The sequence below is a fragment of the Pseudomonas sp. HMWF021 genome (assembly GCF_003061005.1).
Taxonomy (GTDB): domain Bacteria; phylum Pseudomonadota; class Gammaproteobacteria; order Pseudomonadales; family Pseudomonadaceae; genus Aquipseudomonas.
The window spans coordinates 21,543-45,288 of sequence record NZ_QAIK01000073.1 but is presented as its reverse complement, the minus strand read 5'-3'; the positions used below and the strand labels follow the sequence as shown (position 1 = coordinate 45,288).

At 61.6% G+C, this 23,746-nt stretch carries 23 protein-coding genes and 1 pseudogene; 11 read left to right on the top strand and 13 right to left on the bottom strand.

Annotated elements, in window-relative coordinates; all coding sequences use genetic code 11:
- From DBR18_RS10520 to DBR18_RS10490, 7 genes are all read right to left on the bottom strand, one after another.
- On the bottom strand, positions 1–799 hold a 799-nt coding region (locus tag DBR18_RS10520; protein WP_108590269.1), incomplete at its 3' end, for a succinylglutamate desuccinylase/aspartoacylase family protein.
- A gap of 11 nt (positions 800–810) precedes the next feature.
- Positions 811–1,521 carry an ABC transporter permease gene (locus DBR18_RS10515; protein ID WP_108590268.1) on the bottom strand — a complete coding sequence of 237 codons (711 nt, stop codon included), beginning with the start codon at positions 1,519–1,521 and terminating at the stop codon, positions 811–813.
- Positions 1,518–2,246, bottom strand: a complete 729-nt coding sequence (locus tag DBR18_RS10510) for an ABC transporter permease (RefSeq protein ID WP_003222319.1) — start codon at positions 2,244–2,246, stop codon at positions 1,518–1,520. The genes DBR18_RS10515 and DBR18_RS10510 overlap by 4 nt, the downstream gene beginning before the upstream one ends.
- A 56-nt stretch (positions 2,247–2,302) precedes the next feature.
- Positions 2,303–3,085 (bottom strand): transporter substrate-binding domain-containing protein, encoded by a 783-nt coding sequence (locus DBR18_RS10505; RefSeq protein WP_003222321.1) that lies wholly within the window; start codon positions 3,083–3,085, stop codon positions 2,303–2,305.
- A 472-nt stretch (positions 3,086–3,557) separates the two neighbouring features.
- Entirely contained in the window at positions 3,558–5,246 is a 1,689-nt protein-coding gene (locus DBR18_RS10500; RefSeq protein ID WP_108590267.1) for an ATP-dependent DNA ligase, read from the bottom strand.
- The gene (locus DBR18_RS10495; RefSeq protein ID WP_108590266.1) at positions 5,243–6,277 is read right to left on the bottom strand and encodes a ligase-associated DNA damage response exonuclease; all 1,035 of its coding nucleotides are present in this window, start codon (positions 6,275–6,277) and stop codon (positions 5,243–5,245) included. Before DBR18_RS10495 ends, DBR18_RS10500 begins: the two co-directional genes overlap by 4 nt.
- Before the next feature lie 178 nt (positions 6,278–6,455).
- The gene (locus tag DBR18_RS10490) at positions 6,456–8,906 is read right to left on the bottom strand and encodes a penicillin acylase family protein (protein WP_108590265.1); all 2,451 of its coding nucleotides are present in this window, start codon (positions 8,904–8,906) and stop codon (positions 6,456–6,458) included.
- A gap of 285 nt (positions 8,907–9,191) precedes the next feature.
- Here DBR18_RS10490 and DBR18_RS10485 point away from each other — a divergent pair, with 285 nt between their 5' ends.
- The gene (locus DBR18_RS10485) at positions 9,192–9,749 is read left to right on the top strand and encodes a cysteine hydrolase family protein (RefSeq protein WP_108590264.1); all 558 of its coding nucleotides are present in this window, start codon (positions 9,192–9,194) and stop codon (positions 9,747–9,749) included.
- Positions 9,750–9,941: 192 nt separating this feature from the next.
- Here DBR18_RS10485 and DBR18_RS10480 read toward each other — a convergent pair whose 3' ends face one another.
- The 4 genes from DBR18_RS10480 to DBR18_RS10465 all read right to left on the bottom strand — a co-directional run bounded on the left by DBR18_RS10480 (position 9,942) and on the right by DBR18_RS10465 (position 11,726).
- On the bottom strand, positions 9,942–10,145 hold the full coding sequence (locus tag DBR18_RS10480; protein ID WP_003198420.1) for an SEC-C metal-binding domain-containing protein: 204 nt from the start codon (positions 10,143–10,145) through the stop codon (positions 9,942–9,944).
- The gene (locus tag DBR18_RS10475) at positions 10,142–10,636 is read right to left on the bottom strand and encodes an LEA type 2 family protein (protein WP_108590263.1); all 495 of its coding nucleotides are present in this window, start codon (positions 10,634–10,636) and stop codon (positions 10,142–10,144) included. The genes DBR18_RS10480 and DBR18_RS10475 overlap by 4 nt, the downstream gene beginning before the upstream one ends.
- A gap of 111 nt (positions 10,637–10,747) precedes the next feature.
- The gene (locus tag DBR18_RS10470) at positions 10,748–11,224 is read right to left on the bottom strand and encodes a YchJ family protein (RefSeq protein WP_108590262.1); all 477 of its coding nucleotides are present in this window, start codon (positions 11,222–11,224) and stop codon (positions 10,748–10,750) included.
- A gap of 4 nt (positions 11,225–11,228) precedes the next feature.
- Positions 11,229–11,726, bottom strand: coding sequence for a DUF6231 family protein (locus DBR18_RS10465; RefSeq protein ID WP_041070621.1), 498 nt, complete (start codon positions 11,724–11,726; stop codon positions 11,229–11,231).
- Positions 11,727–11,923: 197 nt separating this feature from the next.
- Between DBR18_RS10465 and DBR18_RS10460 the strand changes: the two genes are divergently transcribed.
- From DBR18_RS10460 to DBR18_RS10445, 4 genes are all read left to right on the top strand, one after another.
- Positions 11,924–12,619: an OmpA family protein gene (locus DBR18_RS10460; RefSeq protein WP_007961897.1), complete on the top strand. Its 696-nt coding sequence runs from the start codon at positions 11,924–11,926 to the stop codon at positions 12,617–12,619.
- 90 nt (positions 12,620–12,709) lie between these two features.
- Positions 12,710–13,432, top strand: coding sequence for an OmpA family protein (locus DBR18_RS10455; RefSeq protein ID WP_108590261.1), 723 nt, complete (start codon positions 12,710–12,712; stop codon positions 13,430–13,432).
- A gap of 162 nt (positions 13,433–13,594) precedes the next feature.
- On the top strand, positions 13,595–13,870 hold the full coding sequence (locus tag DBR18_RS10450; RefSeq protein WP_108590260.1) for a DUF1145 domain-containing protein: 276 nt from the start codon (positions 13,595–13,597) through the stop codon (positions 13,868–13,870).
- Complete coding sequence (locus DBR18_RS10445) at positions 13,863–14,621, top strand: collagen-like protein (protein ID WP_108590259.1); 759 nt, start codon at positions 13,863–13,865, stop codon at positions 14,619–14,621. The genes DBR18_RS10450 and DBR18_RS10445 overlap by 8 nt, the downstream gene beginning before the upstream one ends.
- Before the next feature lie 154 nt (positions 14,622–14,775).
- Here the strand turns inward: DBR18_RS10445 and DBR18_RS10440 are convergent, their stop codons facing one another.
- Positions 14,776–15,240, bottom strand: a complete 465-nt coding sequence (locus tag DBR18_RS10440; protein ID WP_108590258.1) for a DUF2269 family protein — start codon at positions 15,238–15,240, stop codon at positions 14,776–14,778.
- Positions 15,241–15,339: 99 nt separating this feature from the next.
- Between DBR18_RS10440 and dinG the strand changes: the two genes are divergently transcribed.
- The 5 genes from dinG (at position 15,340) to pdxH (ending at position 23,173) form a co-directional block, all read left to right on the top strand.
- Positions 15,340–17,484 (top strand): ATP-dependent DNA helicase DinG, encoded by a 2,145-nt coding sequence (dinG, locus tag DBR18_RS10435; protein WP_108590257.1) that lies wholly within the window; start codon positions 15,340–15,342, stop codon positions 17,482–17,484.
- A gap of 94 nt (positions 17,485–17,578) precedes the next feature.
- Positions 17,579–19,921: a beta-galactosidase gene (locus DBR18_RS10430; RefSeq protein ID WP_108590256.1), complete on the top strand. Its 2,343-nt coding sequence runs from the start codon at positions 17,579–17,581 to the stop codon at positions 19,919–19,921.
- A 190-nt stretch (positions 19,922–20,111) separates the two neighbouring features.
- Positions 20,112–21,257 carry a serine hydrolase domain-containing protein gene (locus DBR18_RS10425; RefSeq protein WP_098967554.1) on the top strand — a complete coding sequence of 382 codons (1,146 nt, stop codon included), beginning with the start codon at positions 20,112–20,114 and terminating at the stop codon, positions 21,255–21,257.
- Between the two features lie 113 nt (positions 21,258–21,370).
- Entirely contained in the window at positions 21,371–22,501 is a 1,131-nt protein-coding gene (locus DBR18_RS10420) for an OmpA family protein (protein ID WP_108590255.1), read from the top strand.
- A 24-nt stretch (positions 22,502–22,525) separates the two neighbouring features.
- Positions 22,526–23,173, top strand: a complete 648-nt coding sequence (pdxH, locus tag DBR18_RS10415; protein ID WP_108590254.1) for a pyridoxamine 5'-phosphate oxidase — start codon at positions 22,526–22,528, stop codon at positions 23,171–23,173.
- A 5-nt stretch (positions 23,174–23,178) separates the two neighbouring features.
- On the opposite strand, the gene DBR18_RS10410 is transcribed toward pdxH, so the two are convergent.
- Positions 23,179–23,415, bottom strand: coding sequence for a hypothetical protein (locus tag DBR18_RS10410; RefSeq protein WP_108590253.1), 237 nt, complete (start codon positions 23,413–23,415; stop codon positions 23,179–23,181).
- 167 nt (positions 23,416–23,582) lie between these two features.
- Between DBR18_RS10410 and DBR18_RS29040 the strand changes: the two are divergent.
- Positions 23,583–23,746: pseudogene (locus tag DBR18_RS29040) on the top strand (hypothetical protein); the annotation flags it as partial.

Sequence of the window (23,746 nt, the reverse complement as noted above, 5' to 3'; positions counted from 1 at the left end):
GGATCAGGTAATCGATCAAGGCCTGGCAGTCACGGCTGGCGAGCGGGTGATTGACGTCACCCTGGCCGCGCAATTCCACGGTCACCGAAAAACTGCCCAGCGGAATCTCGAAGTGTTCGCCGAAGCGCTCCTGCAGTTGCCACCACAGCAGGGTGAAGCATTCGTCGAACGACTGGCCGCCGGAATCGGTCGCCAGCAAACTCGCCTGGGCTTCGATGTAACGCGCCAGCGGCTCGACCTGCGGCCACGCTTCGGGCGTGGTGTAGAGATGAACCACGGATTCGAAATCGCAGTGCAGGTCCAGCACCATGTCGGCATCGCACGCCAGCCGTTGCAGGGTCAGACGCTGGGATTGCAGTTGCGTGGCGGGTGTCTGACGGGCGAGGGCGTTGCGCAGGCTGGCGCGGATCAGCTCAAGGTTGCGTTGCGGGTCGTCGCCCAACTTGCCCTCGACGTCGTTGCCGATTTCTTCGCTGAGGTCGACGAACCAGCGATTGAAATTCTGCCCGCTCTCCATCTCGTAGCGGCCCAGCGGCACATCCATCAGCACTTGTTCGAGGCCGACCGGATTGGCCACCGGCACCAGCACAATCTGGCTGCGCAGGCGCCCGGCGGCTTCCAGCTCCGCCAGGCGCTGCTTGAGGTGCCAGGCCACGAGCATGCCGGGCAGTTCGTCGGCATGCAGCGAGGACTGGATGTAGATCTTGCCTTGGGCCTGCTCCGGGCCGAAGTGGAAGCTGTGGATCTGTCGAGCGGTCCCCGGCACCGGGGCCAACAGGTCATGGATCTGGTGTCGCATTACAGGTTTTCCTAGTGGGTCGGCCCGAGGAAGGCCAGCCATCGGCGTTCGGCGAGGCGGAACAGGCCGACCAGCGCGAAGGTAATGGTCAGGTAGATCAGCGCGGCGATGCCGAACGACTGAAAGGTCAGGTAGGTCGCCGAGTTGGCGTCCCGTGCAACTTTCAGGATGTCGGGGATGGTCGCGGTGAAAGCCACGGTGGTCGAGTGCAGCATCAGGATCACTTCGTTGCTGTAATACGGCAGCGAACGGCGCAGCGCCGACGGCATGATCACGTAGGCGTACAGCTTCCAGCCGGTCAGACCGTAGGCCTTGGCCGCTTCGACTTCGCCGTGGTTCATGCTGCGGATCGCCCCGGCAAAAATCTCCGTGGTGTAGGCGCAGGTGTTCAGGGCGAACGCGAGGATCGTGCAGTTCATCGCATCGCGAAAGAAACTGTCGAGCAACGGCTGCGCGCGCACGGCGGCCAGGCTGTAGATGCCGGTGTAGCAGATCAGCAACTGGATGTAGAGCGGCGTGCCACGGAACAGGTAGGTGTAGAACTGCACCGGCCAGCGGATATAAAAGTGCGGCGAGACCCGGGCAATCGACAGCGGGATCGACACCAGAAAACCGATGAAGATCGAGGCGCTGAGCAGCCACATCGTCATCGCCAGCCCGGTGATGTTGTTGCCGTCGGTATAAAGGAAGGGTTTCCAGTATTCCTGCAGGAGTTCGATCATCGTACGGCCTCCCGGGCACCGGCGGCGTAGCGACGCTCGAGCCAGCGCAGGATGACGTTGGATGCACTGGTGATCAGCAGATAGATCAAGGCGGCGAGTACCAGGAAGTAGAACAGTTGATAGGTGCTTTTACCGGCGTCCTGCGCCGCTTTGACCAGATCCGCCAGACCGATGATCGACACCAGTGCGGTGGCCTTGAGCATCACCATCCAGTTGTTGCCGATGCCCGGCAGGGCGAAGCGCATCATTTGCGGGAACACCACGAAGCGAAAACGCTGGCCACGTTTGAGGCCATAAGCGGTGGCCGCTTCAACCTGACCGCGCGGCACGGCGAGAATCGCTCCACGGAAGGTTTCGGTGAAATACGCGCCATAGATGAAGCCCAGGGTGATCACCCCGGCGGTGAAAGAGTCGATTTCGATGTAGTCCCATTCCATGACGTCGGTCAGGGCAGTCAGCCAGGTTTGCAGGCTGTAGAAGATCAACAGCATCAGCACCAGATCCGGCACCCCGCGAATCAGCGTGGTGTAGAGCTGGGCAGGCAGGCGCAGCAGTTTGGATTTCGACAGTTTGGCACTGGCGCCCAAGAGGCCGAGCAACACGGCCACCAGCAGCGACAACGCCGACAATTTGATGGTCATCCAGGTGCCTTCCAACAGCAACGGGCCGAAGCCCTTGAGGCTGAAGGCGGAGAGCCCCAGATTTTGTAAGAGGTTTTCGAACATAAATCAGCAACCTGAGCGGATGGAAAAGGCGCCCATCGTGGATGGGCGCCGGGGCATTATTTGCCGCTGTACAGATTCAGATCGCCAAAGTGTTTCTTTTGAATCTCGGCGTATTTGCCGTCATCGTGTAACGCTTTGATACCTTTATCTAAAAGCGCCTTCAGCTCTTTGTTACCTTTCTTAATACCGACAGCGGTTTTGGCTGGCAGCAATTCGCTGTCCACCGGCTTGCTGACTTCGTAGTTGGCGCCATCCGGCGACTTCAGAAAGCCCAGTTCGGCTTGCAGCATGTCCTGGATCGAGGCGTCGAGGCGGCCGTTTTTCAGGTCGGCATAGACCTGATCCTGGTTGGCGTAAGCCTGGATTTTCACCCCGGCCTTCTCCAGCACAGCCTTGGCGTAGGCTTCCTGAATGGTGCCTTGCTCGTAACCGACCGATTTGCCCTTCAGCGAAGCGACGTCATCACTCAGGCCGGAACCCTTCTTGAACACGTAGGAAGTCGGGCCGGAAAACAGCTCGCTGGAGAAATCGATCGCCTTTTCACGGGCCGGGGTCACGGTCATCGACGAGATCACACCGTCGAATTTGTTGGCGTTGAGGCCCGGAATCATGCCGTCGAAATCGCTTTCAACCCATTTGCACTTGACCTTCAGCTCGGCGCAGATCGCGTTGCCCAGGTCGATGTCGAAGCCCACCAGGCTGCCGTCGGCCGCTTTCGACTCGAACGGTGCGTAGGAAGGATCAACGCCAAAACGCAGCTCTTTGTATTCCTTGGCCAGCGCGGAGCCGGCGGCCATGCACAACGCCAGTGCAGAAAGGGTCAGCAATGCTTTTTTCATTATTCAATCCCTAAGAACCAATATGAGCGCTTGTGGCGCAGAATTATTGTTACTGCAACGCTTACGACCTATAGAAAGTAGCAATTTCCGAACCAGAGTCCCGAACAAGTGTTTAAAAGGTTGGGGAAGGAGGGCGGTGAGAGGGATTGGTGCACGGAAACGGGCGTGGGGAATGAGGCGCACCAAGTTGGGTCGATGCAGGCATTTTTTTGTGGTGGAGAGGAATCTTATTGAGGCGCTGATTTGTGATGAGCGTACCTGTGGGGAGGGGATTTATCCCCGATCGGCTGCGCAGCAGTCGCAAATCCGGTATACGCGGTCTACTAAAAGAATGAGGGGTGCCGCTTCGCGGCCCATCGGGGATAAATCCCCTCACCACAAGATCACTCACCACAAGATTCCCTCACCAGAAAATCCACTCACTGCAGGATGTTCATTCAGGACGATTGGAGGTTTGTCCCGGAAAACCCGGTCAGGCCAGCAAATCCTGCAACGTCGCCAGGCTATCGGCCTCATCCACCGTTTTGTCCTGCCGCCAGCGCAGCATGCGCGGGAAGCGCACGGCAATCCCGCTCTTGTGCCGCCGCGACAGGGCGATGCCTTCGAAACCCAGTTCGAACACCAGGCTCGGCTTGACGCTGCTGACCGGGCCGAATTTTTCCACCGTAGTCTTGCGCACGATGCTGTCGACCTGACGCATTTCCTCATCGGTCAGCCCCGAATAGGCCTTGGCGAACGGCACCAGCGCGCGTTGGCTGGCCTCCGGCGGGCCGTCCCATACGGCGAAGGTGTAATCGCTGTAGAGGCTGGCGCGACGGCCATGTCCGCGCTGGGCGTAGATCAACACCGCATCGACGCTGAACGGATCGACTTTCCATTTCCACCACACGCCCATGTCCTTGGTGCGCCCCACGCCATACAGCGCATCGCGGGCCTTGAGCATCATGCCCTCAACCCCGAGGCGCCGTGAGGCCTCGCGCTGACGGGCCAGATCGAACCAGTCGTTGCCGGTAAGAACGGGTGAAGGCAGTAACACCGGGTTGTTACCGTGAGCGATCACTTGTTCCAGTTGCGCCCGCCGTTCGGCCTGCGGACGGTTACGCCAGTCCTCGCCCTGCCATTCCAGCAAGTCGTAGGCGAGCACCACCACCGGCACCTCTTCGAGGATTTTCCTGTCGAGGGTCTTGCGCCCGATCCGTTGCTGCAGCAGGGCGAACGGTTGCACCGCAGGTGGTTCTGTCGATTGCGGATCGAAGGCGTCTTCGGTGTTCGGGTGGGTGCTTTTCCAGACCACGATTTCGCCGTCGATCACCGTGCCGTCAGGTAACGAGTGGATCAAGGTATCGAACTCGGGGAAGCGTTCGGTCACCAGCTCCTCACCCCGGGACCAGACCCACAACCGACCCTCGCGCTTGACCACTTGCGCGCGGATGCCATCCCACTTCCACTCCACCTGCCAGTTGCTCGCCGGCCCCAGCAGTGCTTCGAATTCCTCCACTGGTTGCGACAACGCATGGGCGAGGAAAAACGGGTAGGGCTGACCGCCACGTTGCGCGTGTTCGTCGGCGGATTCCGGGGCGATCAGTTTCAAATAGCTCGCGGCATTCGGCCGGTTCGACAGGTCGGTGTAACCCACCAGCCGCTGCGCCACGCGTTTGCTGTCCAGGCCGGCCATCGACGCCAGTGCGCGGGTGACCAGCAGTTTTGATACGCCGACGCGGAAGCTGCCGGTGATCAATTTGATGCACAGCATCAGGCTTGGCCGATCCAGTTGCGCCCACAGCGCAGGCAACTGGTGGCCCAGGTACTCAGGGGTTTCACCACGCAGCGGCAGCAATTTGTCTTCGATCCATTCGGCAAGGCCCGCCTCGGAGCTGTGCGGGTTTTCCGGCAGCACGAGGGAAATGGTTTCCGCCAGATCGCCGACCGCTTGATAACTTTCCTCGAACAGCCACGGCTCCAGCCCCGAGACCTCGACGGCCAGTTCGCGCAGGATCCGCACCGGCACCAGTTGGCGTGGGCGCCCGCCGGACAGAAAGTACACCGCCCACGCCGCATCCTGCGGTGCAGCCTGGGCGAAGTAGGTTTGCATGGCGGCCAGTTTGGCGTTGCTGGACGTGGTGGCGTCGAGTTCGGCATACAACTCGGCGAAGGCTTTCATGCTTGCACCTCGGCGATCACAGGTTCGGCGCTGATGTTTTCCTCTTCATCGTCGCCGTATTCGGTGTTGAAACCCTGCGCATCCAGACCCTTTTCACGCAGATGCCGCACCAGCACGCCGATCGAACCGTGGGTGACCATCACCCGTTCGGCGCCGGTCTGTTCGATGGCCCAGAGCAGGCCGGGCCAGTCGGCGTGATCCGACAAGACAAAGCCGCGATCCACACCGCGCCGCCGCCGAGTGCCGCGCAGACGCATCCAGCCGCTGGCAAACGCATCGCTGAAATCACCGAAGCGGCGCATCCAGGTGCTGCCGCCCGCCGAGGGCGGTGCGATGACCAGCGCCTGGCGCATGATCGGGTCGGACTTTTTCACATCACCGGCGTAGATCGTCGGCGGCAGATACACGCCGGCCTCGCGGTAAACCCGGTTCAGCGGTTCGACCGCACCGTGACTGAGGATCGGTCCGAGGCTGGCGTCGATGCCGTGCAGAATCCGCTGGGCCTTGCCGAACGAATAGCAGAACAGCACGCTGGCCTTGCCCGCCGCGATGTTCGCCTGCCACCACTGGTTGATCTCGCTGAACACCTGCGCCTGTGGTTGCCAGCGGTAGATCGGCAGGCCGAAGGTCGATTCGGTGATGAAGGTGTGGCAGCGCACCGGTTCGAACGGCGCGCAGGTGCCGTCGGGTTCGATCTTGTAATCCCCCGACGCGACCCAGACTTCGCCGCCGTATTCCAGACGCACTTGGGCCGAACCGAGCACGTGCCCGGCAGGGTGGAAACTCAAGGTCACGCCGTGGTGGGTCAACCGCTGGCCGTAGGCGAGGGTCTGCAGGTTGATTTCCTGACCCAGACGCGCACGCAAAATCCCTTCGCTGGCGCTGCTGGCAAGGTAGTGCTGGTTGCCGCCACGGGCATGATCGCCGTGGGCATGGGTGATCACCGAGCGCTCGACCGGGCGCCACGGATCAATGTAGAAATCCCCGGCAGGGCAGTACAAACCTTCGGGGCGGGCGATAACAAGGTCCATGTCGTTACCAGAATGGAGGGCTTGTTAGCTATGAGGTGGGCGCGAGTCTGGAAGTTCTATCGGGTTTTTATGTGGGGCGAAAAGCAAAAGATCGCAGCCTTCGGCAGCTCCTACAGGATGTTCACCATTCCCATGTAGGAGCTGCCGAAGGCTGCGATCTTTTGATCTTGCTCTGGCGTTATTTGCCCGGAGTGAGGGTCAAACGCGTCTTGCCATACACCCGGTCAAAGTTCTGCGGCTGCATCGGCAAGCCGATGTACTGGCCCTTGAGCCAGGCATCGATGCCGTTGAGGTAATTCGGGCTGGCCGGGTTGCCGGACTGGCCGGTGCCGTTCTGCCCCATCAGCGGCTCGCTCTGGCTGAAGTCGACGATGAAACGCATCGACGGCGCACGGGTGGTGTTGAAGTCCTTGCCCCAGGCAAACGCCGCGGTGTTGAGCGTGGTGTGATCGCCGCCAGCCGCCACTGGGCCGCGGACGGTCTGGCCATTGGCGTTTTTCCACGTGTAGCTGTGCAGTTTGCCCCACTGCCAGGCCTTGTGATCGCCACCCAACTGGCTGTCGCCGGCACTGATTGCCGCCGCCAGACTGCGCGCCAGAATCTGTGCCTTGTCTTCTTTCTGCGGGGTACGCAAGTCATCCCAGAACGGGCTGTCTTCGCGCCCGAGCAGGTGATCGGCCTGCGCTGCGTAGGACAAGTCGCCATTGGCAATAAAGGCTTTCCACGCCGCGCTCGACTCGGGGCCGAGTTCGTCGAGGAAGATCTGCTTCATGCTTTCCTGCAGGAACAGTTCATAGATCGCCGCATCCGGCGAGGTCGGGCTGAGCTTGCCGTCGAACGCCATCAACCGGGTAAACGCTTCGCGAGCCTTGCTGCGATCGGCTTCCGGCAGGGCGTCGATCGCCTGTTTCAGCGGCTGCTTCATGCCTGGCGCTTCGAACATTTTCTTCAGTTTGGCGGCAAACGTCGTGGTCTGGTCGTACTGCATGGCGATCACGCTGCGACCGTCCTGTTTGCCGCTGCCAGCCAGTTCCGCCAGACGCTCGCCACGTTCTGGCGCCGCCCAGGAGTTGGACAACTGCATGCCATAGCCGTGAGGAATGACGCGCTGGTTGGCAGTGCCGAGCCAGCCCTGAGTCGGATCCTGATCATACGGGTGCAACATCGGGTCGGCGTAACCGTCCCAGTCGTAGCGACCTTCCCAGCCCGGCGATGGCAGCAAACCTTCGCCTTCGCGACGGTTGGGGAAACGTCCGGTGACCTGCCAGCCGATATTGCTGGCGTCGGCGAACACCATGTTCAGGGCGATCGCACGGATCTCGCGGCTGGCGTCTGACGCGCGTTCAACGTTCTGCGCGCGGGTCAGATCGAAAAATGCGTCCAGCGATTTGTCGTCGGTGAAGCTCGGGGTCTGCAGGGCCAGGCCGAAACCGTTGCCTTGCGCCGCAGCCTGGGCACTGTTGAGCAGCGCGCCGTGGCGGGTTTCGTAGACCGCTTCGCGAATCGGTCGCTGGCCTTTGACGAAATAGGTTTCGTTGCGCACGCCCAGCGGCTGCCATTTGCCGTTGACCTCGTAGGTCAGGCTGTTGCCCTGACGGCGGATTTTTTCCAGGAACAGGTCCTGGTTGTCGCCGAGCACGCTGGTGGCGCTCCACGCCACTTTGCCGTTGAACCCTCCGAGCACCATCGGCAGACCGGCGACGGTGACCCCGGCAGCCTGATATTTCGGCGCGCGGATCTGCACGAAGGTCCACAACGACGGCGCTGCCAGTGGGCCATGGGCATCGCTGGCGAGAATGCTCTTGCCGCTGCGGCTGCGTTGCGGGGCAATCGCCCAGTTGTTCGAGGTGCTGGCGCCCAGCAGATTCACCGCCGCCAGTTGCTGGCTGGCGTTGCTCAGCTCGGTCAGGCCGGGGATCTGCCCGTTGAGCTTGAGGCCTTGCAGCTTGTCAGCCTCGGCCAGCGGCAAATTCTCGTCCGGCGCGGACGGGGTCAGCCAGGCGAGTTTGTCGCTGGTCACGGTCTGCGCCAGCACCAGTGAGGAAATCTCTTCCGGCAGGTTGGCCGACTGGCTGAAGTTCAGCAGCGCAAAGATCAGCGCCGAATCTTCCGGTTTCCAGTATTCCGGTTTGTAGCCGCTGGAGGCGAGGTCGCCCGGCAGTTTGTCGGCATAGCGGAACAGGTAGGCGTTGACGCCCCGCGCATAGACTTCGAAGAAGCGCTTGAGACGTGGCGACGAGGCCTTGTACAGCTCGTCGGCGCTTTTCTTCAGGTTGACCGCGCGCATGTAGCGGTCGGCGTCGAGCATCGCGGCGCCGGACATTTCCGCCAGCCGCCCCTGAGCCAGCAGGCGCAGGGTGACCATCTGGTTGATGCGGTCGCTGGCATGCACGTAACCGAGGGTGAACAGTGCGTCGTGGAAGCTGTTGCTTTCGATCAACGGCATGCCCATGGCATTGCGTCGCACCGAAACGTTCTGCGCCAGGCCCTTGAGCGGTTGCACGCCGGAGGTGGGCGGGAGGGTGTCCTGCGCGTTCCAGGTCTGGCAACCGGACAGGCTCAAGACACCGGCCACTGCTGCGGCAACGCCGAACCGGGGAAGAAAATGTGTAAGGGCTGGCGAGGCCATGGCAAAGCTCCTGCGGGGGTGTAGAGGCTGGGGGCGCAATAAAGCCGCTACGTTAGTGAGCAGGCGATGGCCGCGCAAGCGGGCGCGGGGGTTATTTGTGTATTTCTGTCGAATGGAAAAGATCGCAGCCTTCGGCAGCTCCTACATTGGATTGAATACACCCTGTAGGAGCTGCCGAAGGCTGCGATCTTTTGATCTTGGCGGGTTGGTCTTATGCACTTGCCTGATACGTGGAGGTGATGCTGAACTGCGGAGCTCACTGACCCCGCATGAGAAAAAAACGCCATGGAGCTCAAGGCCAGCGCTGCACTGATCATCATCGACCAGCAACAAGGCATTCTGCAGCCGCGCCTGGGCAGGCGGAACAATCCACAGGCCGAAGAGCGCATGCTCGATTTACTGAGGGCGTGGCGCAGTAGCGGACGGCAAGTGATTCATGTGCAGCATCTGTCGCGTGAAGCGGATTCGGTGTTCTGGCCCGGGCAGTCAGGGGTGGAGTTTCAGCAGCGATTCATGCCGCAGGACGGTGAATGGCTGATCCAGAAACAGGTACCGGATGCGTTTTGTGCCACAGGGTTGAAGGCACGCTTGCGTGAGGCCGGGATCGAGCAATTGATCATCGTTGGCGTGGCGACCAACAACTCGGTGGAGTCCACGGCGCGCACGGCGGGCAATCTGGGATTTGACACCTGGGTGGCGGAGGACGCCTGTTTTACCTTCGACAAGGCCGATTACTTCGGCACACCGCGTTCAGCCCAAGAGGTGCACGGGATGTCGCTGGGGAATTTGCACGGGGAGTATGCGACGGTGGTCAGTGCTGCGCAGGTTCTGGCAGTCGCCTGAGAAACCTGTGGGAGCTGGCTTGCCAGCGATAGCGGAGTGTCAGGCTGCATCAATGCTGGAGGTGCCGGCCTCATCGCTGGCAAGCCAGCTCCCACAGTGATTGCATTCCAGCTGGAGGAATGCGCTCGAATGTAGGAGTGAGCCTGCTCGCGATGGCGATCTTTCAGGCGAAGAAGGTCTTCACCTGAAACATCAAGCGCCGTGGCACTTCTTGAATTTCTTGCCGTTGCCGCATGGGCAAGGATCGTTGCGACCAACGTCTTTCAGGGCGTTGCGCACCGGTTCCTGGTGGGCGTGGCCGCAGTTCGGGCCGTGGACATGGCCATGGTCATGATCGTGGTGATGGTCATGATCGTGGTTGCAGTCAGGGCCATGGACATGAGGTTGCTGAGTCATCGGTGTTGCTCCGGAATTAAATCGGCGGGGATTATCACGCCATTGCGCTCCAGGTGCACGTAGTGGGCGATGAATAAACCGGTTTCCATCTCGCCCCGCAGCCGATAGGGAATCTGCTGGTTGGGGCTTTTCAGCATTTTCACCACGTCTTTTACCCGAGGCCACAGGTTGGTGCGGATCGGTATCCGGTAGAACCCGCTGCTTTTCGGCCCCACGGTGATCCAGTGTTCATGCTCGCCTTCGGCCAGCAGCATATCGGCCAGATGAATGCGATATTCCATGCCGCGCACGGTCAGGTCGCTGTCGTTGGGGTTGTCGATGCGAAAGTGCAGGATGAATTTCTGTTCGAGCAGCTTGGCCCGCACCACCTCGACTTTCACCAGGTGCACGGCGGGGTCGATGCTGTCGTCGCCGAACCATGAGGCGCAACCGCCGAGGTTCAGCAACAGCAGCAGGGGAAGAATGTTGAGTGTGCGCCATAGTCCGAGCATGAGTTAACTCCCTTTGCTGGCAGTCTAGACGCTAAAAGATCGCAGCCTGCGGCAGCTCCTACAGGAGTTGCGTTCCCTGTAGGAGCTGCCGCAGGCTGCGATCTTTTGATCCTACGCGCCGAAATACCCCGCACAGCACTTCTTGAACTTCTGCCCGCTGGCACACGGGCAACTGTCATTGCGCCCCAGCTTCAACTGCACGGTCGGGTCGATGAAGTACCAGCGACCGCTGTTCTGCACGAACGAGGAACGCTCGCGGTGGCTGTGTTCGCCCTGACTGTCATGCCAGCGCGCGGTGAAGGTGACGAAGGCGTGTTCGGGCTGGCCGCCGAACACTTCCGAGCTTTCGACCGCCAGGCCGAGCCAGGTGCTCTGCGCGCTCCAGGCACTGATCGCCTGGCGATCCAGACCGGCCTGCTGGGCGGGCAGGGTGGTGGCCACCAGATAATCGATCAGCCCCAATACGTAGGCGCTGTAGCGCGAGCGCATCAGGGCTTCGGCGCACGGCGCCGGGTGGCCTTCGTGATAGTGACCGCAGCAGGCCTCCAGCAGGTTGCCGCTGCCGCACGGGCAAATGGCTGTACTCATTGCATTACCACCAGTATTTCCCGAAGTTTTCCGGATTGGCCCAGAACCGCGAGTTGAGCCAGTCGGGGACTTGTTTGTAGTCAAGCAGATCGTAGGTGAACAGGGTCAGTACCTGCTCGTCACGCTGAAAACGTTCGCTGGCTTGCAGCGCCAGTGAGTAGAAATCGGTTTCCTGCCAGCCGCTGGCCGGCAGATCCGCCAGCACGGCGATGCGGCTGGCGTTGAGGTTGCGGATGCCGCCCAGCAGGTTCAGACCGTCGCGCTTGGGCAGATGCTCCAGGCAATCGACCACCAGCGCCAGGTCAAAGCGCCGCGCCGCGAGTTCAGCGGGCAACGCACCGGGTTCGGCGTGGGCGACGCAGCAGTCCGGGTGCGCCTGCTTGAACGCGGCCAGCGCCGGAAATTCGCTGGCACCGATCAGCAGCAAACGCGCCGGGGCATAGCGATCCAGTAAAGCGGCCAGCGCCTGTTGCGGCGTGCGCGAAGATATGGCGACGTTCATCGAAGCTCCTCAATCAGATCGCCAAGACTAGCGCGCCAGACGGATCCGGCCTAGACCCCGTTTTGTCACGCATGGCAAAAGTGCCAAATCCCTGTGAACACGGTCCCAAATGACGCTGGCCTATTGCTGGCGGAGATTAAAACTCCGGTCTTTACTCCGTGAATCGGTTCTAAGCCGATCCCTCAGGAGAAAACCAGATGAGCATAGTTCGGACAGCATTACCTTTGATTCTGCTAACCAGTGTGTTGACTGGTTGCGCAGGTTTGCAGAAAACCGACTGGCCGACCTGTGCGGCGGTCGGTGGTGTGGTCGGTGCCGGTCTTGGTGCGACGGAAAGTTCGGCGTGGGCCGGCTACGGCGCACTACTGGTCGGCGGTACGGCAGCAGCCTATTGCTGGGTGCACGGTGATGGCGACGAAGACGGCGATGGTGTGCCGGACAGTCGCGACAAGTGCCCGCACACGCCTAAAGGCGTGCAGGTCGATGCTGACGGCTGCCCTCCACCAGCCCCTGCGCCTGTTGTTGAAGAGGCTGTAGTGGTCAAGGAAGAAACCATCGTCATTCGCGATGTGCACTTCCAGTTCGACAAAGCCACCCTGACCGGTGCCGATAAACAGGTTCTGGACAAAGTCGCCACGCGCCTGAAACAAGAGTCGTCCACGGCGCAACTGACCGTGACCGGCCACACCGACAGCGTCGGCAGCGATGCCTACAACAAGAAACTGTCGGATCGCCGTGCGCACTCGGTGGTGGAATACCTGATTTCGCAAGGTGTGCCGCGTGCCAGCTTCGTCTCGGTCTCGGGCATGGGTGAAAGCCAGCCAGTGGCGGATAACAAAACCGCCGATGGCCGCGCACAGAACCGTCGCACCGAAATCAAAATCGTCCGCTAGCCCCTCTCGCATCCGCGGCTTGTGCAGTCGCGGATGCGGGTCTTTACTCCTGTGTAACCGGTATGGGCCGGTGACACAGGAGCTTTCACAATGACTGTTTTCTCAAGGTCCGTCTTGCCGGTGCTGCTGCTGGGCAGCCTGCTCACCGGTTGCGCCACTCATAGCGATGGCGATGCCCCCCTCAATCAACGTACGTGGCCGATCTGCAGCCTGATAGGCGGGCTGGTCGGTGGCGGCCTCGGTGCCATCGAAAGTGGCGGCTGGGCCGGTGGCGGCGCGGCGCTGGGGATTCTTACCGGCGGGCTGATCTGCTATGCCCAGGATGGCGATGAAGACGGCGATGGCGTGTTCGACCGTCGCGACCGATGCCCTGATACCCCGGCCAATACCCCGGTCGATCATCGCGGCTGTCCGTTGCCGCAATACCCGGTCACTGCAAAAGCCCCAGAGCCTGCGCCGCAAACCGAAGTCATCACCCTCAGCGATGCCGGCAATGTGTTGTTCGATTTCGACAAGTCGGACCTGACCCCGGCCGCCAAAGCCCAGCTCGATACGCTGATGGACAAGTTGCGCAACGCCGATGTGGTGAGCATCAAGGTCATCGGTCATACCGACAGCAAAGGGTCGGATGCCTATAACCAGGCGCTTTCCGAGCGTCGCGCGAGCAGTGTCGCGGCGTACCTGCTGAGCCAGGGCCTGGCCCCGGACAAACTGACCAGCGAAGGCCGCGGCGAAAGCGAGCCGGTGGCCGACAACGCGACCGATGAGGGACGGGCGAAAAACCGTCGCGTGGAGCTGCACATCAATCGTTAGGACTTGTCTGTAGTCCGCGAACTAGAGCTGCCGGGCGACGAACAGCGTCGATCCGGCAGCCATCCGGCGCCTGTCTGATTTTTTTTCCGTTTCCCCTCTGGCCTAACCCCTGCACAAGCCGTTACTGTGCGCCCAAAGAATAATTCCGACACGGGGGAGCGTATGAAGGTTTTCTGGGGGCTGGGGCGTTTGCTGACCCTGCTGTTCTGGTGTGTGGTGGTGGTCAATCTGCTGATGCCGTTTGTGCATCCGTTGCATCTGCTGGTCAATGTGGCCGGCGCCTTGTTGCTGGCGCTGCATGTTCTGGAACTGCTGTTCTCGCGCCTCAAGGGGCGTCCCAACCCGTGGCGCGACCGTCTGCGCATCCTGCTGTTCGGTGTATTCCATCTGCAAACCATCCCGGCCCCGGCCGCTCCGGAGGCTTCTTCCCATGCGTAAACTTTGCTTGCTCGCTGCATTGATCAGTCCTCTGGCTTGTGCCCAGGTGGTCAGCGTTGAAACCAATTCCCTGATGCGTTTGCCCAACACCGCCAGCACCTTGCAGCTGGAACGGCTGGAAGTGGCGGATTACGGCACCTTGCTGATTCCTTCCAACGTGACTGAGCTGACTGTCGGCGAATTGCGCCTGGGCCACGAAGCGCGCATTGCGATTGTCCCGAGTGAACAGGCGCTGGACATGAAAGTCAGCCGTGCGCAGTTGTCCGAGGGCAGCCTGATCACTGCACGCGGGGCGCCGGGCACTTATGAAAAAGCCGCCCGCGCCGGGCGCAATCTGAATTTGCAGTTCAAGGCGCTGGACGCGCCAAAACTGTTTGTCGACGCCCGCGGCGGCACCGGCGCACCGGGTTTTGTCGGTCTCGATGGCGGCAACGGTGAAGACCCGGGCTGCACCTGGGGCGAAGCCGGACACGGTTTTGATGGCAGCAATGGCAGCGACGGCCAGCCCGGTGCTCCGGGAGCGCTGGTGCGCCTGGAAGTGCCGCGCGAATTTCCGGCTGAACTGATCAAGGTCAACGTCGCGGGCGGCGCCGGTGGCCCGGCGGGTGTCGGTGGCAAGGCCGGCCAGGGCGGCAAGTCCAAGGGCTGCCTGGTGTACCGCGCCGATGGCGGCAAAAACGGCAAGGCCGGGGCGGATGGACAGCCCGGGCCTGCGGGTGCGGCGGGGGCTGTGACCGTGCAGCGCCTCTAAAGCACCGCACAATTCACAACTGTGGTGAGGGGATTCAGCGAAACGTCGCACCGCCCCGATGGGGCGGCGCCGCACTTGAATTAAAAAGCGGGGGCGCTTCGCGCCCCATCGGGGATAAATCCCCTCGCCACAAATAGTGCAGGTCGTCAGTGGGTCAGAACATCGGCCGCGCCGCGGCAATCGCCACCAGCACCAATCCGACTATCAAGTTGATCCCCACCACCCGGCGAATCCGCCCCAGCATCACTGCACCCGCCGGCCAGTCTTTCGCCTCTACTGCTTTGCGCAACTCCGGCAGCATCAAGCCCTGAATTCGAATAAACAGCGCCGTCATCACCACATACAGTCCGATCATCACCTGCACGTACTTCGGCGCGGTCTCGAAACCGATCTGCTGCAGATGCAGCATGCCGACACCGCTGATCGGCAGCAGGATCACCGCGACCCAGACCCAGCGGAAAAAACCTTGAAACACTTCTACCCACAAGGCCAGGCGGGCGGGGCCGTCGAGCGCCTTCATCGCCGCCGGGCGCAGGACCATCCAGGCGAAAAACATGCCGCCGACCCAGACCAGGGCGGACAGGACATGCAGTGGATAAACGAGGCTAAAAGGTGTCATTGGGGGTACTCCGTTCTGCGCGGGACTGATTAGCGGGGTATGATAGCGGCCGATCCGAACTACTGAAAATTTATCCAGCGTTTTTACGCCCGACATTCAATGATCAGCACTGAACTCAAAACCACGATCCAGGGCGCCTATTCGCGTTTTCTTGAAGCCAAGAGCCTCAAACCGCGATACGGCCAGCGCCTGATGATCGCCGAAGTTGCCAAAGTCCTCGGGGATATCGACACCGACGACGAAGGCCGGCGCAGTGGCGACCCCGCGATTGTCGCGGTGGAAGCCGGCACCGGTACCGGCAAGACCGTGGCCTACAGCCTGGCCGCGATCCCGACGGCGAAGCTGGCCGGCAAACGCCTGGTGATCGCCACCGCCACCGTGGCCCTGCAAGAGCAGATCGTCTACAAGGACTTGCCCGACCTGATGCGCAACAGCGGGCTGAACTTCAGCTTTGCGCTGGCCAAGGGCCGTGGCCGCTACATGTGCCTGTCCAAGCTCGACATGCTGCTGCAGGAAGGTCACGCGCAAACCGCCACCGCGCAGCTGTTCGAAGAAGAAGGCTTCAAGATCGAGGTCGATGAGGCCAGCCAGAAGCTGTTCACCAGCATGATCGAGAAACTCGCCGGCAATAAATGGGACGGCGACCGCGACAGCTGGCCCAACGCGCTGGAAGACGCCGACTGGGCGCGCCTGACCACCGATCACAGCCAGTGCACCAATCGCCACTGCCCCAATTTCGGCCAATGCGCTTTCTATAAAGCGCGCGAAGGCATGGGCAAGGTCGACGTGATCGTCACCAACCACGACATGGTGCTGGCTGACCTCGCACTCGGCGGCGGCGCGGTGCTGCCCGATCCGCGCGACACCATTTATGTGTTCGACGAAGGCCATCACCTGCCGGACAAGGCCATCGGCCATTTCGCCCACTACACGCGCCTGCGTTCCACCGCCGACTGGCTGGAAACCACCGCGAAGAACCTCACCAAACTGCTGGCCCAGCATCCGTTGCCGGGGGATCTCGGCAAGCTGATCGAGCAGGTGCCCGAGCTGGCGCGCGAGATCAAGACCCAGCAGCAGTTCATGTTCACCGCGTGTGAGCAGATCGCCGATTTCAAACCCGGCGAAGACGTCGAAGGTCGCGAGCGGCCCCGCCATCGTTTCGTCGGCGGGGTGATTCCCGAGCACATGCGCGAAATGGGCATTGAGCTGAAGAAGGGCTATGCGCGCCTCAACGATCTGTTCACCCGTCTGACTGACCTGCTCAAGGAAGGCATGGACGGCGAAGTGAACATCGGCATCGCCAGCAATCAGGCCGAAGAATGGTATCCGCTGTTTGGCAGCCTGTTGTCCCGGGCGTCGGGCAACTGGGAATTGTGGACCGCGTTCACCGCCGAAGACCCGGAAGACAACCCGCCGATGGCGCGTTGGCTGACGCTGGCGGAAAGCGGTTCGCTGTTCGACATCGAGGTCAACGCCAGCCCGATTCTCGCCGCAGAAACCTTGCGTCGCAGCCTGTGGAACGTGGCTTACGGCTGTCTGGTGACGTCGGCAACGCTGACTGCCCTGGGCACCTTTGACCGGTTCCGCATGCGCGCCGGTCTGCCGAAGAAAGCTGTTACTGCCGTGGTGCCGAGCCCGTTCCATCACGCCGACGCCGGTGTGCTGCGGGTGCCGGATCTGAAGGCTGATCCTCGCGACGCCGCTGCTCACACCGCGGCGATCATCCGCGAGTTGCCGGATCTGGTCGAAGGCTCGCGCGGCACGCTGGTGCTGTTCTCGTCGCGCAAACAGATGCAGGACGTGTTCGACGGTCTCGACCGTGACTGGCGCAAGCAGGTGTTCATTCAAGGCAACCTGTCGAAACAGGAAACCCTGAACAAGCACAAGGCGCGGGTCGATGGCGGCGATTCCAGCGTGCTGTTCGGCCTCGCCAGTTTCGCCGAAGGGGTGGACTTGCCGGGGGCCTACTGCGAGCACGTGGTGATCGCCAAGATCCCGTTCTCGGTGCCGGACGACCCGGTCGAAGCCGCGCTGTCGGAGTGGATCGAGGCCCGTGGCGGCAATCCGTTCATGGAAATCTCGGTGCCCGACGCCTCGTTGAAGCTGGTCCAGGCCTGCGGGCGTCTGCTACGAACCGAAGAAGACCGCGGCACCATCACCTTGCTCGACCGACGCCTGGTCACCCAGCGCTACGGCAAGGCGATCCTCAATGCGTTGCCTCCTTTCCGTCGTGAAATATCCTGAGACAACGGTGGGCAGTTTTGCCCGCCGCGCTGTCTATCTCTCTGCCATGCTTTTCCATTGGCCTTAGTTGGTCGTTAGGGAGAACTCCGTTCTTATGATTCGCCGTTCGTTGCCTGCCGTATTCGCCTTGATTTTCGCCGCCCCGTTGCTGGCGGCGCCTGCGGGTCAGCAGACCCTGTTCAACTTCGTTCGCCCCGCCGACGTGGTGAAAGTCGTCACCGAAAACACTGACCTGCCACAAGCCAACGCCGAGCAGACCCCGGAAGGTGAAGTGTTGCGCCGGGTGACGTTCAACCCGGTAGCCCGGCCAACCTTGCGCCTGACCCCGCAGACCGGCGCCTGGGACTGGTCGCAGTCGGGCATGATGAGCCTGCGTCTGCAAAGCGCAATGAACTGGGCCGTGACGGTCTACGTGCAAATCCAGAGCAACAACGGCCAGACGCTGACCAGTCGCGTTGATCTGCCGGCCGGTCCCGCGCAAACCCTGCTGGTGCCGCTGGTGGCGACTTCGCCGCTGAGCCAGGGCATGAAGGCCGGGCCGCCGATGCCGATGACCGTCGATGGTCAGCGAATTCTGCTGGCCAGCAGCAGCGGTGAACTGGATCGCAGCCAAGTGGTATCGGTGAGCTTGTGGATGGATCAGCCGAAAGCCGCCCAGAGTTTGCTCCTCGAGCGATTCGGCGTGCAGGACGGTGAAGCGGTGACTCAGGCGGTCTACGGCAATCTGGTGGACGCTTACGGGCAGTCGACCCGCAGCAAATGGCCGGAAAAGGTCAGCAGCGATGAACAACTGAAATCCGCCGCCGCCAAGGAAGAGCAACAGCTGAAAACCTGGCTGGCCGAGCGCGAAAAGTCCTCGCTGGACAAGTTTGGCGGCTGGAGCAAAGGCCCGGCGTTCAAGGCCAGCGGTTTTTTCCGTACCGAAAAGCGTGACGGTCGCTGGTACCTGGTGACACCGGAAGGGCATCCGTTCTATTCGCTGGGGGTCAACACCGTCAGCCCGCAGGTCAACCAGACTTATGTGGCCGGGCGCGAGTGGATGTTCGAATCCCTGCCCAAGGCCGACGAGCCGCTTGCCAGCCATTTCGGCGAAGGCGACAACCGTGGCGGCAACGGTGCCGATCAGGGCCGTGGCTATGGCAACGGGCGCTGGTACGATTTCTACGGCGCCAACCTGCAACGCCTGTATGGCGAACCTTGCGCAGCACCGGCGCAAAGCGAACCGGCGAACGCCGCTCCATGCAAAGCCACGGTCGATGAACAGAAGTGGGCTGCGCATACTCTTGATCGCTTGCAGGCCTGGGGCTTCAACACCGTCGGCAACTGGAGCGCCGACGCGCTCGCCGAGGCGGAGCGGGTGCCGTACACCTTGCCGCTGTCGATCGTCGGCGATTACACCAGCATCAGCACTGGCAGCGACTGGTGGGGCGGCATGCCTGACCCGTTCGACCCGCGTTTCGCCATGGCCACCGAGCGTGCCGTGGCCATCGCGGCCCGTGATCACCGCGATGATCCATGGCTGATCGGTTACTACGCCGACAACGAACTGGCCTGGGCCGGTCCCGGCGATGACCCGAAATCGCGCTACGCCCTGGCCTACGGCACGTTGAAAATGACCACCGACGTGCCAGCCAAGCGCGCGTTCCTCAAGCAACTGCGCGACAAGTACCGCAACCAGGAAGGCCTGTCGAAGGCGTGGGGCATTGATTTGCCGGCGTGGGAGTTGATGGAGGATCCGGGGTTCGTGCCGCCAATGCCGAATCCGCAACACCCGGAGATCGAAAACGACTTCAAATACTTCCAGAAGGTGTTCGCCGACACCTACTTCAAGACCATCTCCGATTCGCTGAAGTGGCACGCGCCGAATCAGTTGCTGCTCGGTGGCCGTTTCGCCACCAGCACCCCGGAAGCCGTGGCGTCCTGCGCGCAGTATTGCGATGTGTTGAGCTTCAACATGTACACGCTGAAACCGCAGGAAGGCTATGACTTCGCCGCCCTGCGTGCCCTCGACAAACCGGTGCTGATCACCGAATTCAACTTCGGCTCCAGTGATCGTGGCCCGTTCTGGGGTGGCGTCACGCAACTGGCGAAGGAAGAAGACCGTGGCCCGGCGTACGCCAACTTCCTCAAACAGGCGCTGAGCGAACCGTCGATTGTCGGCGTGCACTGGTTCCAGTACCTGGATCAACCGGTGACCGGGCGTCTGCTCGATGGCGAGAACGGGCACTTTGGTCTGGTGGGGATTACCGATCTGCCGTATCAGGGCTTTGTCGAGGCGGTGCGCAAGAGCAATCTGCAAGCGGTTGATCAGCTCGGCAAGGAGGCTGAGAAGGCCGCTGCCGCTGCTGGTCATGAAGCTGAAGGAGGGCGCAAGGGTGAAGCCGGCAAAGGCCCGGGGGCCGGGCATGCGGGCGGGCATTCCGGTAATGGTCACTGAGGCTTGAGGCCTTAAAGATCGCAGCCTTCGGCAGCTCCTACAGGGAATGTGATTTTGTAGGAGCTGCCGCAGGCTGCGATCTTTTGATTTTGCTTTGAAATGACCACCCGGCCCGCAGCTGTTCCCAAATCCCTCAAGGGCTGGAACAATGCGGGCCACTTTGTAGAGCGTTTTCGTGGGGGAGTTGCGGGTGCAGATTCAGGGACATTACGAGCTTCAGTTCGAGGCAGTGCGCGAGGCTTTCGCAGCACTGTTCGACGATCCCCAGGAACGCGGCGCAGCCCTGTGCATCAAGGTCGGTGGAGAAACCGTCCTCGACCTCTGGTCCGGTACCGCCGACAAGGACGGCACCGAGGCTTGGCACAGCGACACCATCGCCAACCTGTTTTCCTGCACCAAGACCTTCACCGCCGTCACTGCGCTGCAACTGGTGGCTGAGGGCAAACTGCAACTGGATGCACCGGTTGCCCGCTACTGGCCGGAATTTGCGGCCGCCGGCAAAGAATCCGTCACCCTGCGCCAATTGCTCTGCCATCAGGCCGGTCTGCCGGCCCTGCGCGAGTTGCTGGCGCCCGCTGCCCTCTACGAATGGCAAACCATGGTCGACGCCCTCGCGGCCGAAGCACCGTGGTGGACGCCGGGTACCGGCCATGGTTATGCCGCTATCACCTATGGCTGGCTGGTCGGCGAGTTGCTGCGTCGCGCTGACGGTCGCGGGCCGGGCGAGTCGATCGTCGCCCGTGTCGCCAAGCCGCTGGGGCTGGATTTCCACGTCGGCCTGGCGGACGAAGAATTCCACCGCGTGGCGCATATTGCTCGCGGCAAGGGCAACGTCGGTGACGCTGCTGCCCAACGCCTGTTGCAAGTAACCATGCGCGAACCGACCGCGATGACAACCCGGGCCTTCACCAATCCGCCGTCGGTGCTCACCAGCACCAACAAACCGGAATGGCGGCGCATGCAACAACCGGCCGCCAACGGGCATGGCAACGCGCGCAGCCTGGCCGGTTTCTACGCCGGTTTGCTTGACGGCAGCCTGCTTGAAAGCGAAATGCTCGAAGAACTGACCCGCGAACACAGTTACGGCGAAGACAAGACCCTGCTGACCCGCACCCGTTTCGGCCTGGGCTGCATGCTCGATCAGCCGGACATGGCGAACGCCACTTACGGCCTCGGCCCACGTGCATTCGGTCATCCGGGGGCGGGTGGTTCGGTGGGGTTTGCTGATCCGGAGCACGATGTCGCGTTCGGTTTTGTGACAAATACTCTTGGGCCGTACGTCTTGATGGATCCGCGCGCACAGCAACTGGCGCGGGTACTTGCCACTTGTCTGTAAAGCGTTACATGAGGTTCCAGGGTTGGAACCAGAACCGGTTTTTCGATTCAAAGCGTCTGTTTATCCGGGCAAAAGAGCTCTGATTTTTCATTACTTCACTTTGTGGATTTTCAATGTCATCCAAAAAAACTCTCGCCCTGGCCCTGTGTGTTGCGATCACCGGTTGCGCACAGACTCCTAAGAACGATGCGGATGGCGGCAGCTGGTGGCCGTTCGGATCCTCCGACAAAGTGGCGGCCAAAGAGCCGGCCCCGGCTCCGGCCACAGCCCCGGCGCCGCTCAAGCCTGCCGCTACCGCACCAGTTGCCAAGACTGAAAGCAGCAGCCACTGGTACTGGCCGTTCGGCAGCTCCGATGACGCGGCGGCCAACACCGACGTGAAACCCGAGGTAAAACCCGAAGCCAAACCGGCGGTAGTGGCCAAGGCCGATGCCGACACCGGCACCAAGTGGTGGTGGCCGTTCGGCGGCAAGGATCAATCGACAGCCAAAGTGGTGCCGATGCCTGATCCGAAAGTCACCCAGGCCTGGCTGGATGACTACGAACCGCGCCTGCGTGCGGCGATCAAGGACAGCAATCTGCAACTCGAACGCCGTGACAATGTGCTGGTGGTGATCGCGCCGGTTGAAGGCTCGTTCAACCCGAAGCGTCCGGCCATGCTGCTGCCGGTGACCCTCAGCCCGTTCACCAACGTCGCGAAAATCCTCGAAGCTGATCCGAAAACCGCAGTGCTGGTGCTCGGTCACAGCGACAACACCGGCGCCGCGCCGGCCAACGTCAAACTCAGCCAGGAGCGCGCGCAGTCCGTGGCGGCGATCTTCCGCCTGAGCGGCTTGCAGCGTGATCGCCTGATGCTGCGCGGCATGGGCGGCGATGCCCCGCGTGCCGCCAACGACAGTGCCGAAGGCCGTGCCTTGAACCGTCGTGTCGAACTGCTGGTGACCCCGCAGAACACCATGGTTGCGCTGTTGAGCAAGTACAACATGCCGGCGCCGGCACCGACCACGATGCTTGCCGCACAGGACGTCAAACCTGCAGCCAAACCGGTCACCCCGGCGCCGGCCGCTTCGAAGGCCGCCGTACCTGCTACCAAAAAGGCTCCGGCGAAGAAAGCCGCCGCCAAGGCACCTGCGAAGAAAGCCGCGACCAAGGCACCGGCAAAAACGCCTGCCAAGAAAACCGCTCCGGCCAAAGCGGCGACCACAGACAAGAAAGTCGCCGCCAGCGATACTTCCAAGCAGTGATCCGCTAACGAAAAGGAATGCGCCATGACCCAGGCTCTGGCAGATATGCGTCGTGATTACACCCGGGACGGTCTGACCGAGGCGCAAGCCCCGGCCGAACCCTTTGCGCTGTTCCACCAATGGTTTGCCGACGCGGTGAAAACCGAACAGGCGCCGGTGGAGGCCAATGCCATGACCCTGGCCACGGTCGATGCGGACGGTCGACCGCATTGCCGCATTCTGCTGCTCAAGGGCCTGGACGCGCAGGGCTTCACCTTTTTCACCAACTACGACAGCGCCAAGGGCCAGCATCTGGCAGCGAATCCTTTCGCGGCCATGACATTTTTCTGGCCAACCCTGGAGCGCCAGGTGCGTATTGAGGGGCGGGTGGTGAAAGTCACCCCGCAAGAGTCTGACGCGTACTATCAGGTGCGGCCGCTGGGTAGCCGTCTGGGTGCCTGGGCCTCGCCGCAGAGCCGGGTGATCAACGGACGGGGTGAGCTGGAAGATCTGCTCAAGGTCACCGAGCAACGCTTCAGCGACACTCAGCCCGACTGCCCGGAACACTGGGGCGGTTATCGTCTGCTGCCCGAGCGCATCGAGTTCTGGCAGGGCCGTCCAAGCCGCCTGCACGATCGCCTGAACTATCGTCAGCAGGGCGCCAACTGGATTCTTGAACGTCTGGCGCCTTAGGCAGTCTACCGAGCGTGATAGCCTGCTGCAGTGGCCTCCAGCCACTTCGGCAAGTCGCGGCGCTTGATCTTCAGCGATCGGGCGTGGGCCAGTTGTGCGAGCATGAAGGCGCGTTTGCCTTCATCCTTGCCTGCCAGGGACAGCGCCAGATCACGATCCATCCAGCGTCTGATCCGCACGTACAGCCATCCGTGGAAGTACAGACCGGCGACGGTGGTGACGAAAATGATCAGGTAATCCATGGAAATCCTTGGGTTTGGCCCGGCAGGTTGAACGATTTGGCGCTACTGTTGGGTGGGCAGCAGGTGCCTGTACCGGGCCTGAATAAAACCAAGTTTATCCGGGCTGTGTCGTGACAGGCGTCAAGCAGCGGGGTTTAATGAGCAAATGTACTTTTGGAGTTGATGCTATGCGTAAGTCTGTTCTGCTGGTTGCTTCCTTTTCCACGATGGCGATGTTGCTGACCGGCTGCCAGTCGAGCCTGACCGGTGACTCCTATTCCCGTGACGAAGCGCGTCGCGTGCAGACGATTCGCATGGGCACCATCGAATCCCTGCGTCCGGTGAAAATCGA